Here is a 14,595-nt window from a genome sequence, read left to right on the forward strand (position 1 = left end):
GCCCCGGTTCAGTCACCCGAACCGGGGCCCACGCTGCCTTGGTGGCCTTCTGGACTTCCTAGACCTCGTCCGCCAGCGTGCCGAGGTAGAGCTGGATGACCTTGGGGTCCTTCATGAGTTCGCGTCCGGTTCCGGTGTACGCGTCGCGCCCTTGGTCCAGCACGTATCCGCGGTCGCAGATCTGCAGGCAGCGCCGGGCGTTCTGCTCAACCATGATCACCGAGACGCCGGCCCGGTTGATTTCGTGGACACGGAGGAATGTTTCATCCTGCTTGACGGGGGAGAGGCCGGCAGACGGCTCATCGAGGAGCAGTACCGCCGGATCCATCATGAGTGCCCGGCCCATCGCCACCATTTGTCGCTCGCCACCGGACAGGGAACCCGCCCGCTGCGCCCGCCGCTTGCCCAGTTCAGGGAACAGACTGGTGACGAAGTCGAAGCGCTCGGCGAACACCTTGGGCCGCTGGAACAGCCCCATCTGGAGGTTTTCCTCGATGGTCAGCGTGGCGAACACATTGTTGGTCTGGGGGACAAACCCCACGCCCTGGGTGACCAGCTTGTTGGCCTTGAGCCCCGTGAGGTCCTGGCCGCGCACGACTACGGTGCCCGAGTGGACCTTCACCAGGCCGAACATGGCCTTCAAGAGCGTGGACTTGCCCGCCCCGTTGGGGCCGATGATGCCGATCAGCTCACCCTTGCGGGCCTCGATGCTGCATCCGTTGAGGATGTTGACGCCCGGCAGGTAACCGGCCACGAGGTCGGTGACTTTGACGACGGCGTCTTCCGTGGGATTGCCTGCGGGGGCGGGCATTGCGCTGGTTGCGCTCATTTCTCGTCCTCCTGCTTGGTTTCGGTCACGTCGGTGGAGAGCATTCCGGCGTCTTCGGTGCCCACCACCGATTCTTCGTCGTTGACGAGCTCGGCTTCGAGTTCCTTAATGCCTTGGGCGTCGCCCAGGTCCACGTCGTGGTGGGCGCCCAGGTAGGCGTCGATCACGGCGGGGTTCTTCATCACTTCGCCCGGAGGGCCCTCGGCCACGACCTTTCCTTCGGCCATGACCACCACCCAGTCCGCAATGTGGCGCACCATGTTCATGTCGTGCTCAACGAAGAGCACAGTCATGCCTTCGGCCTTGAGGTTCTTGATGTGGTCCAGGAGCGACTGGGTCAGGGCCGGGTTGACGCCTGCCATCGGCTCATCCAGCATCACCAGCTTGGGCCGCACCATGAGGGAGCGCGCCATCTCGAGGAGCTTCCGCTGGCCACCGGACAGGGAGGCGGCGTAGTCGTCCTTCTTGGCGTCGAGCTTGAACTTCTCCAGCAAGACGTTGGCTTGGGCGGTGATTTCCTTCTCACGGCCGCCCCAGATGCCCTTGAAGAGGGCCTTGGACAGGCGTTCGCCGGGCTGTTCCGAGGCCCCGAGGCGCATGTTTTCCATAACGGTGAGCTTGCCCATGACCTTGGTCAGCTGGAAGGTCCGGACCATGCCCATGCGGGCCACTTTGTAGGAGGAAACCCCGGCGAGGCTGTTCCCCTCGAACTGCCATTTGCCGGAGTTCGGGGTGTCGAATCCGGTGAGCAGGTTGAACAGCGTGGTTTTCCCGGCACCGTTGGGACCGATCAGGGCGGTGATCTTGTGGCGGGGAATTTCGAGGTACTCAACGTCCACTGCGTTGATGCCGCCGAACGTGCGGGTGACGTTTTCTGCCACCACGATGGGATCGCGCTTCTTGCAGCCGGGGGTGTTTTCCCCGACGGCAATGGGTCGCGTGTCCGTCATGTAATCAATGTTGTCGGTCTGCCGACCGTTGCTTTCACTCATGCGAATGCAAGCTCCTTCTTATTGCCGAAGACGCCTTGCGGGCGGAAGATCATCAGGAGCATCAGGGCCACGCCAACCAGGATGTAGCGCAACTGGCCTGCCTGGACGGTGGTGAGCCACGTGACGGCTCCGGATTCGATGAGCCCGTACAGCAGGCTCTGTGTCAGGGACAGCACCACCCAGAAGATCATGGCCCCGATGACCGGTCCCAAAACGGTGGCCATGCCGCCTAGGAGCAGGCAGGTCCACAGGAAGAACGTCAGTTCGGTTCCGTAGTTGGACGGCTGGACTGCGCCGCGAGGGAGCGTGAAGATCATGCCTGCGAGGGCGCCGAGGACGCCACCGATGATGAGCGCCTGCATCTTGTAGGAGTAGACGTTCTTGCCGAGCGATCGCACGGCGTTTTCGTCTTCGCGGATACCCTTCAGGACGCGGCCCCAGGGGCTGCGCATGAGCAACCAGACAAGGACACAGCAGACGATGACCAGTCCCCAGCCGACCACGCGGATGAAGAAGTCCCTGTTGTTCATGCCCATGTACGATCCCTCGGGGAAGGGGTTCATGGAGTAGAAGCCCCCTTCGAAGGCAGCAAGGCCGTTGGCAGAACCCGTGACGCTGGTCAGTTGGTTGGTAGTGACCACGTAGCGCACGATTTCCGCCGCTGCGATGGTGACGATGGCCAGGTAGTCGGCCCGCAGGCGAAGGGTGGGAATACCCAGTATGAAGGCGAAGATGACCGAACACAGGACGGCGATCAACAGGCCGACGAAGAACGGCGCCTTGAACTGGAGCGTCGAGATGGCGAAACCGTAGGCGCCAACGGCCATGAAACCGGCCTGGCCGAAGTTCAGCAGGCCCGAGTAGCCGAAGTGGACCGCGAGGCCCAAAGCGGCAAGTGCGTAGGCCGCCGTCGTCGGACTGAAAAGTTCGCCAAGGGCGCTGGAAAGAATGAATCCGAAGTCCATGGCCCGCTCCTAACCCACACGCTCACGCCGGCCGAGGATACCCTGCGGTCGGAACAGAAGGACAACGATCATGATGAACAAGGCGCCGACGTACTTGAGATCGGCGGGAAGGCCGAACACCGTGGTCAGCTCCACGAAAATGCCGACGACGATGGAGCCGATCAAGGCACCGAAGACCGTCCCCAGCCCGCCGAGCGTGACGCCGGCGAAGATGAGGAGCAGGATCTGGGAGCCCATGTCGAACGTGACGCCAGGACGGTAATAGGCCCACAAGATGCCGCCGAGTGAGGCGAGGAGGCCACCGACGATCCAGACAATGCGGATCACGGAGTCGACGTCGATGCCCGAGGCTGCGGCCAGGGCCGGGTTGTCTGCCACGGCCCTGGTTGCTTTACCGAGGCGCGTCTTCAGCAGGACGATGCCGATCAGCGCGATGACCACGGCACTGATGATCAGCGACCAGAGGTTGTTCGGCGAGATGGAGATGGGCCCGATCTGGATCTCGGCGCTCTGTGCGCCCGGCAACTGCTGGGTGGCTCCACCGAAGTAGAACTGGATCACATAGCGGATTGCCAGGGCCAGGCCGATGCTGACGATCATCATGGGAACCAGGCCCGTGCCGCGCCGACGCAGCGGACGCCAGAGCCCGGCATCCTGGGCGTACCCGAAGAGGCCGCCACCAACCAGTGCCAGCAGGATCGCGAGCCAGAAGGGGAACCCGAACCCGTTGAAGAGGAAAACCAGGACGGCGCCGAGGGTCACCATCTCACCGTGGGCGAAGTTGGTCAGGCCCGTCGTTCCGAAAATGAGGGACAGACCAACGGAGGCAAGTGCCAGCAGGAGGCCGAAGCTGAGGCCCGCAACCAGGCGGTTGAGGAGGTTTTGGCCGAAGTCCTGCTGCTGGACCACGATGCCTTTGCCGAAGGCGAAGATCACGGACAGGTTGGATGTTTGGCTGAACGTGACGTTGCGGGGATTTTCCTGGCCGTCGGCCAGTTTGATACCGTCCGGCAGGGTGGAGGTATCGAGTTCAACTTTGTAGGTGCCTTGGACCGGTACGCCGATGCTCCACGCACCGTTGGACCCGGAAGTTGCCTCGCCTTCGAATCCATTGCCAGAGGCTTTGATCTTGACGCCGGCTATGGGCGCCCGGGCGTCGTCGCGGAGGAACCCGCTGATGCTGTTCTGGAAATTGGTGGCTGATGGCGAAGGCGAGGGGGTGGTTGCCTCCGCCGCGGGAGCGGCGATCAACAGAGCGGCCAGGAGGGCCGCGAAGAACGCCCCCAATGCTCTCCGTAGTCCCTTGGACCGTCTGATGGACGGGTCGCGCAGTGTGCTTCTCAAAATGGAAACCTCCACAGTGGGGGTGGTCCCGGCTGCGCCATTGCAACCGGTGCGAACGGACACGGGTCTTGGTACATTTCCTGCCTGCATCCCGAAAATGTGACCCAAGTCACCCATGCTGTGGCTATGTTACCGCTCAGTGCGGATAAAAAATGCCCGGCAAAGGGGTCCAAAGGTCGCGATCAGGTAACAACTGTGGCGCTGCAGGCAACTGCGCTTCACTGTTCCAGTCCCGTGTCACGGTTGGGTTTCGGCTGGATGAACAAGGGAACTTTCCCTGCCGCGCATGCGTGGTAATTGGTACCGTGAATTATCACTCAGCCCTTTTTCAGGAGGACACCCGCGATGGCACTTGGCGGAAACCCGATCTTCAACGGAAAGAATTTCCGTGGAGCCAAACAGGCACCGTCTGTACCGCAGAATCCGTACGGCAATCCCTACGGCCAGCAGTTTAACCAGGTACCCGGACGTGCCCCCAGCCAGGTCATGGATGGCCAGGCTGCATGGTCTGCCCAGCAGCAGGGCATGACCAACGAACAACTGCAGCAGATGTACAACCAGCCTGCCGCCGGTCCGGCCGATACCGGACGCATGACTTACGACGACGTCATCATGAAGACTGTCATGTGCCTCGTCGTCCTGGTCCTCGGCGCAGGCGTCACCCTCTTTGTGGCCCCGACGCTGGCCACCACGCTCATGATCGTGGGTGCGCTGGGCGGCTTCGTCCTTGCCCTCGTGAACACCTTCAAGAAGCAGCCGTCGCCTGCGCTGATCCTTGCTTACGCAGGACTTGAGGGTCTGTTCCTCGGTGGCTTGACCCGCATTCTCGACGGCATGTTCCCGGGCGTCGGCCTCCAGGCCGTCATCGGTACCCTGGCGGTCTTCGGTGTCACGCTCCTGCTCTTCAAGAGCGGCAAGGTCCGTGCCACTCCGAAGATGATCCGCTTCTTCATGATTGCCACCATCGGCTACGCAGTGTTCGCGCTGATCAACCTGGTAATGATGTGGACCGGAGCGGTCCAGGAGCCCTTCGGCCTGCGTACCAGCATCACCATCGCCGGCATTCCGCTGGGCGTCTTCATCGGCATCCTGGCGATCGGCCTCGCGGCTTTCTCCTTGATCATGGACTTCACCAGCATCGAGGAAGGCGTCCGCGCCGGCGCTCCGGAACGCTATTCCTGGGTTGCCGCGTTCGGCCTGACGGTTACCCTGGTTTGGCTCTACGTTGAAATCATCCGCCTCCTCGCAATATTGCGCGGCGACGATTAGTCGAGCCACATGGAAAATGCCCCCGAAATTTCGGGGGCATTTTCCGTTTAACGGGTCAGAGAAGCCTTTCGAAAACGACGGCCATTCCCTGGCCCCCACCCACACACAAGGTGGCCAAACCCAGCGAGCCGTCGCGTTCCTTGAGCCCATTGAGCAGGGTTGTGGTCATCCGTGCTCCGGTCATGCCAAACGGGTGCCCCAGCGCAATAGCACCTCCGTGGACATTCAGTTTCTCCGGATCAATGCCGAGCTCCCTCGCGCTCGCAATCACCTGGACCGCAAATGCTTCGTTGAGCTCCACGAGGTCGATGTCCCCCATAGACAGCCCGGCCAGCGAGAGGGCCCGGCGGGTGGATTCAACCGGTCCCATGCCCATGAGCTCAGGCGAGAGTGCACTGACGCCGGTGGAGACCACCCGGGCCAGAGGTTCGAGTCCGAGCTGCCGAGCGCGGACGTCGCTCATCACTACCAGTGCCGCCGCGCCGTCGTTGAGCGGGCAGGCGTTTCCCGCGGTGACTGTTCCTTCGGCCCGGAAAACGGGCTGCAGTGCGGACACCGCCTCCAGGGTGACGCCGGCCCTTGGCGAGTCATCCCGATCGATGATTGAGCCGTCCTTGCGCTTGTAGGGCGTGATTTCGCGGGCGTAGAAGCCCGAAGCAATGGCAGCCTCGGCCCGATTCTGGCTCAGCACGCCCCATTCGTCCTGCTCGGCGCGGGTGATGCCGTATGTTGTGGCCACGTTTTCCGCGGTCTGTCCCATGGCGATGTAGATGTCAGGAAGCCGCCCGCCAAGCCGCGGGTCGGTCCACGGTATGTTTGACGCTGCCCGGGCAGCAGTTCGTTGTGCTGCAGCTTCGAAGAGCGGGTTGTGGTTGGCGGCATCCGTTTCGCCGGCGCCTGCCCAGTCCCGGTACCGGGAGACGCTCTCGACGCCGGCGGCGACGATTGCGTGGGCCTCTCCTGCTTTGATGGCGTGGAAGGCCATGCGCAAGGTCTGCAGGCTCGAAGCGCAGAACCGGTTAATGGTTGATGCGGGAACGGTGTCCAACCCGGCAAGGACGGCCACCACCCTGGCCATGTTGGAGCCCGCCTCGCCGCTGGGTTCGGCGCAGCCAAGGAGGATGTCGTCCAGGCCCTGCCCGGCTACGGCGGCCGCATCAAAGCCGGGGAGTTTCGCCAAGGCGGCCTGCACCATGGCTGTGGCAAGATCGTCGGGGCGTTCGTCCTTGAGGGAGCCTTTGAAAGCCCGGCCGATGGGGCTTCTGGCAGTGGAAACAATGACGGCCTCAGTCATGGCCCCAGCTTACGCCCGCTATCCGGACGCAAGACGGGCCAGGGGAAGCCGTTCACGTCAGGCGAAGGGCTCCCGCTGCGGGGGTGACGGTGAAGATGTCCGGCTCCGTGAAGCCGGCCCGGGCAAAAGCGCGTACGACGGCGTCACGCACCTCTTGCTCCTGGCCCACCGGAGTCAGGGCGATGGCAGAGCCGCCGAAACCGCCGCCGGTCATGCGGGCACCGATGGCGCCGTTGGCCCTGGACGTGTCCACGGCCAGGTCCAGTTCGGGGCAGGAGATCTCGAAGTCGTCCCGCATGGACGCATGGCTCGCATCCAGCAGCGACCCGACACTGGCCGGCCCTTCGCTGCCGAGAAGTTCCACCGTTTGCAGCACGCGGTCGTTTTCCGTCACCACGTGGCGGACCCGGCGCAGCGTAATTTCATCAAGGACGCCGGAGGCTTCTTCCAAGTCCTCAATGCCAACATCGCGGAGTGCGGTCACGCCCAGGACCTCGGCTCCCAGCTCGCAGGATGCCCGGCGGGAGGCATACCCGCCGTCGGCGTGGGAGTGCGAGACCTTCGTGTCGATCACCAGCAGCACCAACCCGGAGGCTTCCGCGTCGAACGGTACGAGGTCCACGTGCTGGTCCCGGCAGTCGAGGAACACCGCGTGCCCCTTGGCTCCCCGGAGGGAAGCAGACTGGTCCATGATCCCCGTGGGTGCGCCCACAAAGACGTTCTCGGCGCGCTGCGTTTCCAGCACGAGTTCTTCGGCTGTCAGGCCGGCGCCGGTGAGTTCGTTCAGGGCTGTAATGACGGCACACTCGATCGCGTGCGAGGAGGACAACCCGGCGCCCAGCGGAACGTCGGAATCCAGCAGCAGGTCGAATCCGGGAACCGGTACTCCGCGTTCCCGCAGGGCCCACGCTACGCCCAGCGGATACCGGGACCAGCCTTGGCCGGATCCGGGTTCAAGTCCGTCCAGCGAGCTCTCCACGAGCCCGTGGCCGCCGAAAGTGGACAGAAGCCGGACGGTTGAATCGGAGCGCAGCCTCAGCGCCACCTTGGCTGTCTTGTCGATCGCAAAAGGCAGGACGAAGCCTTCGTTGTAATCGGTGTGCTCCCCGATGAGGTTCACCCGCCCCGGCGCCTGCCACACGCCGTCGGGGGCTGTCCCGAAGGTTTCCTGGAAGCGCTCGGTGAGGGCGCTGGTATCCGTGGTGGTGGTCATGCGGGGGAGCCTTCCAGCGTCTTGGCGGAGGGGGCGTTGGCGACGCTGCGCAAGCGTTCGGCCACGGCCTCCGGGGTGGTGTCGTTAATGAATGCACCCATGGCAGCTTCCGAGCCGGCCAGGTATTTCAGCTTATCCGCAGCCCGCCGGGGCGAGGTGAGTTGGAGATGCAACTGGCCGGCAGGCCGCAGTGATGGGTCCAAAGGCGCTTGATGCCACGCTGAAATGTACGGCATGGGCGTGGGATAGAGGGCGTCCAGGCGCTTGAGCAGGTCCAGATACACGTGGGCCAGTTCGTCCCGTTCGTCGCTGGTCAAGGCTGCCAGGTCGGGAACCTGGCGGTGGGGGACCAGATGGATCTCCAGCGGCCAGCGGGCGGCGAAGGGAACGTATGCGCTGAAATGCCGTGCCTCCAGGACCATGCGGCTTCCGTCTTCCCGTTCGGCCCTGAGCAACGACGCCGCGAGCGTATCCTTCGCGTCGACGTCGTCGTAATATTTCCGGGCCACAGCGCCCAGGCTGGCCGCCCGCGGGGTGATGTACGGGTAGGCGTAGATCTGGCCGTGCGGGTGGTGGAGCGTTACTCCGATGTCAGCGCCGCGGTTCTCGAAGGGGAAAACCTGCTTGATTCCCGGCAGTGCGCTCAAGGCTTCGGTGCGCTGGGACCAGGCCTCGATGACCGTGCGGGCCCTGGTCTCGCCGAGTTCGGCAAAGGATCCTGTGTGTTGCGGAGTGAAGGCCACTACCTCGCAGCGGCCGAACGCGGCCCCCTTGATTCCATGACCACCCGCATGGGGTGCCTGTGGGATGTCGCCCACGGCCGGACCAAGGGAGGGAAAGCGGTTCTCGAAAACCACAACGTCGTAGTCCGGCGCAGGGATCTCCGAGGGGTTTGCAGCCGTGGTGGGACAGATGGGGCACTGCTCCGCCGGGGGGAGGTGCGTACGGCTCTGCCGATGCGCCGCAACGGCCACCCACTCGCCTGACAACGCGTCGTACCGCACTTCGCCGGGCTCGCCACGGGCCGGGAGCTCACGGTGGTCCACCAAGGACTCCGGTGTCCGTGGGGGTGTGCCGGGGTCGTCAAAGTAGATCAGCTCACGGCTGTCGGCGAGGCGGGTGCTGGTGATGCGACTCATGGATTCATCATTCCACAAGCAATCAAAAACGCATAGTTTCTAACAAAAATTAACATTGGCGGAATCGGGGCCAGCACGAAGGTGCAGTACGGTATTCCCATGCCTGACTCTTCCCCGACTCCCCACCAAGGTTCCCAGTCCGAAGCCCGCCGCTTTGCCACGGGCCGCCAGTTCGAGCTGCGCCGCGACGATGCGCTCGCAGTCGTCACCGAGTTGGCCGCCGGGCTTCGCCTGTACTCCCGCGCCGGCGTCCAATTGACCGAAAGCTATGGCGACGCCGACATCCCTCCCGGCGCCACTGGGATCACCTTGGCGCCGTGGGCAAACCGCGTGGAAGACGGAGTCTGGCACTTGGACGGCAAGAAGCAGCAGCTCGATATCACGGAGGTATCCCGCAACAACGCCAGCCACGGCTTGCTCCGGAACACGGGGTACGCGCTGGTGGATGAGTCCGAGTTCTCCGTGACCCTTGAAGCCACCGTCTTCCCCCAGCACGGCTACCCCTTCCTGGTCCGGCACCGGGTCCGCTACGAAATCGATGCCAACCAGGACCTGCGGGTGGAGCAAACCCTGGTGAACGATTCCCAAGCCCTGGCACCTTTCGTCCTCGGGGCCCATCCGTACCTGCGTCTTGGTGACGTGGCTCCGGAAGACCTGACATTGACCGTCAAAGCCGGCAGCCGGCTGGTCGCAGACGAACGCCTGATCCCGCGCAGCGCCACCTCCGTGGACGGCGGGTTCGACCTGTCGGAAGGCCGTGCCGTGGCCAGCTTGGACATTGACGTCGCCTTCACCGATTTGGCGTACGACGGCGGCATGGCGCGCCACACGCTGAGCGCGGCGGACGGGCGCAGCGTGAGCCTGGTGCAGGATCAAAATTGCCAGTACGTCCACGTCTTCGTCACGGACACTTTCCCCGGCCGCAGCAAGGCCGTTGCGCTGGAACCCATGACGGGTCCGGCCAATGCCTTCAACAGCGGCGACGGCCTGCGCTGGTTGGCGCCCGGTGAATCCTTCACCATGACGTGGGGCATTACCGCTTCGCTCTAAGCTGCTTGCCGCAGGCCGGGTTTCCCATACGGCCCGGCCTGCGGAAGTATGGGTCCATGACGCCAACACCGGACGCCAAAACCCGCACTGACCGCCAAATTGCCGAGGACATACCGTACGGTGTGCGAATTGCGGCTGCCTGGTCCTGGCGGGCAGGCCTGATCCTCGTGATGATCGGCATCCTTGTCTGGCTGCTCGGCAAAGTCAGCTTCCTCATCATTCCGTTGATGGTGGCCGCGCTGCTCGCCGGCCTGCTCTACCCGGTGGTTGCCTGGCTGCGTAACCGGAAGGTGCCCAACGGTCTGGCCGTGGCCATTACGGTACTGGGTTTCATCGGAGTGATCGCCGGAGCGTTGGCCTTGGTTGGACGCCAGTTGGCGTCCGGGTTCGGGGAGTTGTGGCAGGAGGCGCTCACCGGGATCCAGCAGATCCAAACCTGGTTGGCCGACGGACCCCTGCACCTGACGGCCGACCAAATCGACAAGTACATCTCGGACGCGGTCAATGCCCTGCAAAACAACAGCAGCAGCATCCTGAGCGGCGCGCTGTCGTTCGGCAGCACGGCTGGGCACTTTGCCGCGGGCTTGGTGCTGGCCCTGTTCATCCTGATCTTCTTCCTGCTGGAGGGCAACCGGATCTGGGCGTTCCTTGTCCGGCTCCTCCCCAAGAAGGCGCGTCGTGCCACTGATGGCGCTGGTCGCCGAGGCTGGACCTCCATGGTCAACTACGTGCGGATCCAGATGTTCGTCGCGTTCGTTGACGCCGTTGGCATCGGAGTCGGAGCCGCCATTATCCAGGTCCCGCTGGCACTGCCCCTTGCCGTCCTGGTGTTCATTGGCTCATTCATCCCCGTGGTGGGTGCCTTGGTGACCGGCGCAATCGCCGTCCTGCTTGCCCTGGTGGCGAACGGTCCGGTCAACGCTCTGATCATGCTGGCGATCGTGCTGCTGGTGCAGCAACTGGAGAGCCACATCCTCCAGCCGCTGGTCATGGGCAAGGCCGTTGCCCTGCACCCGGTGGCAGTGATCCTCACGGTGGCAGCCGGTTCCTACCTCGCGGGCATCCCTGGAGCCCTCTTTGCCGTGCCGCTGCTCGCCGTAGTAAACACGGCCGTTCGCTACATTGCCGGGCGGACGTGGGAACATGATGGAGGACTGGGCGCGGCTGAGGCCGCCACCGCCGAAGGATCACCGGGACCTGACGGCGACTCCAATTTCAAGGACGTCGCTTTTCCGGCGCACCAATCGCGCGGTGCCACCAGTGCCGAAAACAAGGCCAAGGTCTCAGGAAGCGCCCCCGCGGAGCGGACTGAAACCGACACCAACAAAGGAGAATAGCCAGTGAATACCCTCGAAACCCTGCCCGTCACGCTGGACGATGTCCTCAAGGCGCAGGAGCTGCTCGAGGGCATTATTACCAAGACTCCGGTGGAGTCGTCCCGTGCGCTCGGTACCCTCGTGGGCGGCAACGTCTTCTTCAAATGCGAGAACCTGCAGCGCGCCGGCTCCTTCAAGGTCCGCGGCGCCTATGTCCGCATGGCCCGGCTCTCCGACGACGAAAAGAAGCGCGGCGTCGTGGCGGCCTCGGCCGGCAACCACGCACAAGGCGTGGCCGTCGCGGCGAAGAGCCTGGGCATCAACGCCCGGATCTACATGCCGCTCGGCGTGGCCCTGCCCAAGCTCGCCGCCACCCGGAGCCACGGTGCCGAAGTAGTACTGCACGGCCACAACGTTGACGAAGCCCTGGCCGAGGCGCAGCGGTACGCCAACGAGACCGGCGCAGTCTTCGTTCATCCCTTCGACAATGTGGACGTGGTGGCCGGACAGGGAACCATTGGCCTGGAAATCCTGGACCAGATCCCGCACGTGGACACCATCCTCATGGGCGTCGGCGGCGGTGGGTTGCTCGCCGGAGTGGCTGTGGCCATCAAGGCCAGGGCGAAGGAGCTGGGCCGCGAAATCCGCGTCATCGGCGTGCAGGCCGAAAACGCTGCCGCCTACCCGCCGTCGTTGGCCGCAGACGCCCTGGTGCCCCTGAAGAAGGTCTCCACCATGGCAGACGGCATCGCGGTGGGGCGGCCGGGCCAGCTTCCGTTCAGCATCATCCGGGAACTGGTGGACGACGTCGTGACAGTCAGCGAAGACTCGCTTGCGCGGGCACTGATCTTCCTGTTGGAACGGGCCAAGATGGTGGTTGAACCGGCCGGCGCCGTGGGAGTAGCCGCACTGATGGACGGCAAGATCGAAAACCCGGGGAACACCGCCGTCGTGCTTTCCGGCGGCAACATCGATCCCATGCTTATGCTCAAAGTCATCCAGCGCGGCCTCTCCGCCGCCGGGCGGTTCATGACCGTGCGGATGATGCTGGACGACCGTCCCGGCTCCCTCGCCACTATCGCCCGCATCATCGCGGAGAACGACGCCAACGTCACCGGTCTGGACCACACCCGGCTGGGCGGTTCCATCAGCATGGGCGATGTCTCCATCACCATCAACCTGGAAACCAAGGGCCACGAACACGGGGAGCAAGTCCTGGGCGCACTTCGTGCCGAGGGGTTCCAGCCGATCGTGGTTCACTGACGGAGGCTTGGCATGGTGCTCGAAACCCCGGACGGGTCGAAGGCGGACGCCCGCGATTCGCTGGCGGGGAGGGCCAAAGGCGGGCTGCTCTTCATGGGCGGCTTCGTGGTCCTGTTGTACGTCATCGAGTTCCTGAACACACTCATGCTGCACGGGCTCAACCGCACGTTCGGGCTGCGGCCGCGCTCCCTTGACGGAGTCCTGGATATCCTGACGTTTCCGCTGCTCCATGCCAACCTCAACCACTTGCTTTCAAACACGCTGCCGCTGTTGATCTTCGGCTTCCTGGTGTTCCTTGCCGGGCTGCGGGTGTTCATCACCGCGCTGGCGTTCAGCTGGCTGGGATCGGGCCTGACAGTTTGGCTGATCGGTGGGGGAGGGGTCACCGTTGGGGCGTCCGGACTGGTTTTTGGCTTCTTCGCCTTCCTGCTGGTCCGGGGTTTCTTCAACCGCAGCTGGTGGCAGATCCTGCTGTCCGTGGTGCTCTTCATGGCCTATGGCAGCATCCTGTTTGGTGTGCTGCCCACGGTGATGGGGTACGTTTCCTGGCAAGCGCACCTCGGAGGCGCCCTGGGCGGCATCATCGCCGCGATCCTCCTGCGGCCAAAGAACCCAACGAACAACTCCACGATCCCAGGCTCACCCAACTAGGTCGCAATTGTGCGCGTTTTGAGCTCTCAGAACGCGCACTAATGCGACCCAGTTGGGGAAGCCGGGTACACAAAACGCCGGCCCATCCGTGAACGGAAGGGCCGGCGTTTTAGCGTGTGAAAGCCGATTAGCCTGCGTAGGGCTTGGCGGAAACGATCTCCACGGAGATTTCCTTGCCGTTGGGGGCGGTGTAGCTGAGCTTGTCGCCCTCCTTGTGGCCGATGATTGCAGCGCCGAGCGGGGACTTCTCGGAGAAGACGTCGATGTCCGAGTCACCGGCGATTTCGCGGGAACCGAGGAGGAACTTCTCTTCGTCACCGGCGATCTTGGCAACAACCAGCATGCCGGGCTCGACGATTCCGTCGTCGGCCGGAGCCTCGCCAACCTGGGCATCCCGGAGGAGCACGGTGAGCTGGCGGATGCGGGCCTCGATCTTGCCCTGCTCTTCCTTGGCTGCGTGGTAGCCGCCGTTCTCCTTGAGGTCGCCTTCCTGGCGGGCGGCTTCGATCTTCTGGACGATATCCGCCCGGCCGGCGCCGGAAAGGTGGTCCAGCTCAGCCTTCAAGCGGTCGAAAGCTTCCTGGGTGAGCCAAGCTGCAGTGGCGCTATTGGTGGTAGACACGGATTTCTCCTTTTGATCTGACAAAGCAAAGACCCCGCCGAGGTGGCCACTCGTGAAACTCAGTAACCAACTTAACGGGGTGAAGGTTTCATCCATTGTAGTAAATCCTCTGGATGAACCCAAACTGCTTGAGCCGTGGGTCACATGATTGTTATTTTCCGCTGTCCGTGATCCAGCAGTTGTCGACCACCCCGGACACCGCCGGTGACTCGGTGACCAGGACGGTGCGCTGGGCGGTGGTCCTGCCGCCGTCGGCGTTTTGTTCAGGAGCGTTCGGTCCAATCTCGACCACCTTCCATCCCACTACCGCGAACTTGGAATCCATGGCCTTGATGGCGCACTTCGCCGTGGCTGCGGGGGACTTTGTGACCTGGTAATCGACCTCTGCCTGGGTGCCATCCACGGTGCTGTAGCCGACATCCTTGAAAGTCACCGGCGCGGTGGCCGAGCCGGTTGCCACAAAGGCCGCGAAGCCAATCCCGACAACCAGGGCGCCGATGATGATGTTGCGCTTCGACTTCCGCGTCAGGCCGCGCTTTTGGCCGCCGTACCGATTGGCTAGGCTGTTGTCTGCCGGAAGGGCGGTGGCCGATGGGTCCTCTGAAGTCACCCATCCAGTTTAGTGCGGATCCCGGCACCACCTGCACA

14 protein-coding genes are annotated in these 14,595 nt (G+C 63.7%); 5 read left to right on the forward strand and 9 right to left on the reverse strand.

Going from position 1 to position 14,595, the window contains the following annotated elements:
- Positions 1-58 precede the first annotated feature (58 nt).
- The 4 genes from ACFVSJ_RS00980 to ACFVSJ_RS00995 are packed head-to-tail and all read right to left on the reverse strand — an operon-like array spanning position 59 to position 4,193.
- Complete coding sequence (locus ACFVSJ_RS00980) at positions 59-829, reverse strand: ABC transporter ATP-binding protein (protein WP_387433303.1); 771 nt, start codon at positions 827-829, stop codon at positions 59-61.
- Positions 826-1,821, reverse strand: a complete 996-nt coding sequence (locus ACFVSJ_RS00985; RefSeq protein WP_387433305.1) for an ABC transporter ATP-binding protein — start codon at positions 1,819-1,821, stop codon at positions 826-828. Before ACFVSJ_RS00985 ends, ACFVSJ_RS00980 begins: the two co-directional genes overlap by 4 nt.
- Positions 1,818-2,786, reverse strand: coding sequence for a branched-chain amino acid ABC transporter permease (locus ACFVSJ_RS00990; RefSeq protein WP_387433307.1), 969 nt, complete (start codon positions 2,784-2,786; stop codon positions 1,818-1,820). The genes ACFVSJ_RS00985 and ACFVSJ_RS00990 overlap by 4 nt, the downstream gene beginning before the upstream one ends.
- A 9-nt stretch (positions 2,787-2,795) precedes the next feature.
- Complete coding sequence (locus ACFVSJ_RS00995) at positions 2,796-4,193, reverse strand: branched-chain amino acid ABC transporter permease (protein ID WP_387433309.1); 1,398 nt, start codon at positions 4,191-4,193, stop codon at positions 2,796-2,798.
- A 282-nt stretch (positions 4,194-4,475) separates the two neighbouring features.
- Here ACFVSJ_RS00995 and ACFVSJ_RS01000 point away from each other — a divergent pair, with 282 nt between their 5' ends.
- Entirely contained in the window at positions 4,476-5,399 is a 924-nt protein-coding gene (locus ACFVSJ_RS01000; RefSeq protein WP_387433312.1) for a Bax inhibitor-1/YccA family protein, read from the forward strand.
- 55 nt (positions 5,400-5,454) lie between these two features.
- Here the strand turns inward: ACFVSJ_RS01000 and ACFVSJ_RS01005 are convergent, their stop codons facing one another.
- From ACFVSJ_RS01005 to galT, 3 genes are read right to left on the reverse strand one after another with little or no spacing between them, the layout of a single operon-like run.
- Positions 5,455-6,693 (reverse strand): acetyl-CoA C-acetyltransferase, encoded by a 1,239-nt coding sequence (locus ACFVSJ_RS01005; protein ID WP_387433315.1) that lies wholly within the window; start codon positions 6,691-6,693, stop codon positions 5,455-5,457.
- Between the two features lie 52 nt (positions 6,694-6,745).
- On the reverse strand, positions 6,746-7,906 hold the full coding sequence (gene galK / locus ACFVSJ_RS01010) for a galactokinase (protein ID WP_387433318.1): 1,161 nt from the start codon (positions 7,904-7,906) through the stop codon (positions 6,746-6,748).
- Entirely contained in the window at positions 7,903-9,045 is a 1,143-nt protein-coding gene (galT, locus tag ACFVSJ_RS01015) for a galactose-1-phosphate uridylyltransferase (RefSeq protein WP_387433320.1), read from the reverse strand. The genes galK and galT overlap by 4 nt, the downstream gene beginning before the upstream one ends.
- Before the next feature lie 99 nt (positions 9,046-9,144).
- Here galT and ACFVSJ_RS01020 point away from each other — a divergent pair, with 99 nt between their 5' ends.
- From ACFVSJ_RS01020 to ACFVSJ_RS01035, 4 genes are read left to right on the forward strand one after another with little or no spacing between them, the layout of a single operon-like run.
- Positions 9,145-10,095, forward strand: a complete 951-nt coding sequence (locus ACFVSJ_RS01020) for an aldose 1-epimerase family protein (RefSeq protein WP_387433322.1) — start codon at positions 9,145-9,147, stop codon at positions 10,093-10,095.
- Between the two features lie 56 nt (positions 10,096-10,151).
- The gene (locus ACFVSJ_RS01025) at positions 10,152-11,432 is read left to right on the forward strand and encodes an AI-2E family transporter (protein WP_387433324.1); all 1,281 of its coding nucleotides are present in this window, start codon (positions 10,152-10,154) and stop codon (positions 11,430-11,432) included.
- A gap of 3 nt (positions 11,433-11,435) precedes the next feature.
- Positions 11,436-12,674 (forward strand): threonine ammonia-lyase, encoded by a 1,239-nt coding sequence (gene ilvA / locus ACFVSJ_RS01030; protein WP_387433326.1) that lies wholly within the window; start codon positions 11,436-11,438, stop codon positions 12,672-12,674.
- Positions 12,675-12,686: 12 nt separating this feature from the next.
- Entirely contained in the window at positions 12,687-13,325 is a 639-nt protein-coding gene (locus ACFVSJ_RS01035) for a rhomboid family intramembrane serine protease (RefSeq protein WP_387433328.1), read from the forward strand.
- Between the two features lie 127 nt (positions 13,326-13,452).
- On the opposite strand, the gene greA is transcribed toward ACFVSJ_RS01035, so the two are convergent.
- The gene (gene greA / locus ACFVSJ_RS01040; protein WP_387433331.1) at positions 13,453-13,947 is read right to left on the reverse strand and encodes a transcription elongation factor GreA; all 495 of its coding nucleotides are present in this window, start codon (positions 13,945-13,947) and stop codon (positions 13,453-13,455) included.
- Between the two features lie 151 nt (positions 13,948-14,098).
- The gene (locus ACFVSJ_RS01045; RefSeq protein WP_387433333.1) at positions 14,099-14,557 is read right to left on the reverse strand and encodes a DUF4307 domain-containing protein; all 459 of its coding nucleotides are present in this window, start codon (positions 14,555-14,557) and stop codon (positions 14,099-14,101) included.
- Between the last annotated feature and the right edge of the window lie 38 nt (positions 14,558-14,595).

The organism is Paenarthrobacter sp. NPDC058040, assembly GCF_042885775.1.
Classification (GTDB): Bacteria; Actinomycetota; Actinomycetes; order Actinomycetales; family Micrococcaceae; genus Arthrobacter.

Excerpts from the sequence above, each read along its gene's own strand:
- ACFVSJ_RS00980 (WP_387433303.1), bottom strand. The coding sequence starts at position 829 with ATGAGCGCAACCAGCGCAATGCCCGCCCCCGCAGGCAATCCCACGGAA.
- ACFVSJ_RS00985 (WP_387433305.1), bottom strand. The coding sequence starts at position 1,821 with ATGAGTGAAAGCAACGGTCGGCAGACCGACAACATTGATTACATGACG.
- ACFVSJ_RS00990 (WP_387433307.1), bottom strand. The coding sequence starts at position 2,786 with ATGGACTTCGGATTCATTCTTTCCAGCGCCCTTGGCGAACTTTTCAGT.
- ACFVSJ_RS01000 (WP_387433312.1), top strand. The coding sequence starts at position 4,476 with ATGGCACTTGGCGGAAACCCGATCTTCAACGGAAAGAATTTCCGTGGA.
- ACFVSJ_RS01005 (WP_387433315.1), bottom strand. The coding sequence starts at position 6,693 with ATGACTGAGGCCGTCATTGTTTCCACTGCCAGAAGCCCCATCGGCCGG.
- galK (WP_387433318.1), bottom strand. The coding sequence starts at position 7,906 with ATGACCACCACCACGGATACCAGCGCCCTCACCGAGCGCTTCCAGGAA.
- galT (WP_387433320.1), bottom strand. The coding sequence starts at position 9,045 with ATGAGTCGCATCACCAGCACCCGCCTCGCCGACAGCCGTGAGCTGATC.
- ACFVSJ_RS01020 (WP_387433322.1), top strand. The coding sequence starts at position 9,145 with ATGCCTGACTCTTCCCCGACTCCCCACCAAGGTTCCCAGTCCGAAGCC.
- ACFVSJ_RS01025 (WP_387433324.1), top strand. The coding sequence starts at position 10,152 with ATGACGCCAACACCGGACGCCAAAACCCGCACTGACCGCCAAATTGCC.
- ACFVSJ_RS01035 (WP_387433328.1), top strand. The coding sequence starts at position 12,687 with ATGGTGCTCGAAACCCCGGACGGGTCGAAGGCGGACGCCCGCGATTCG.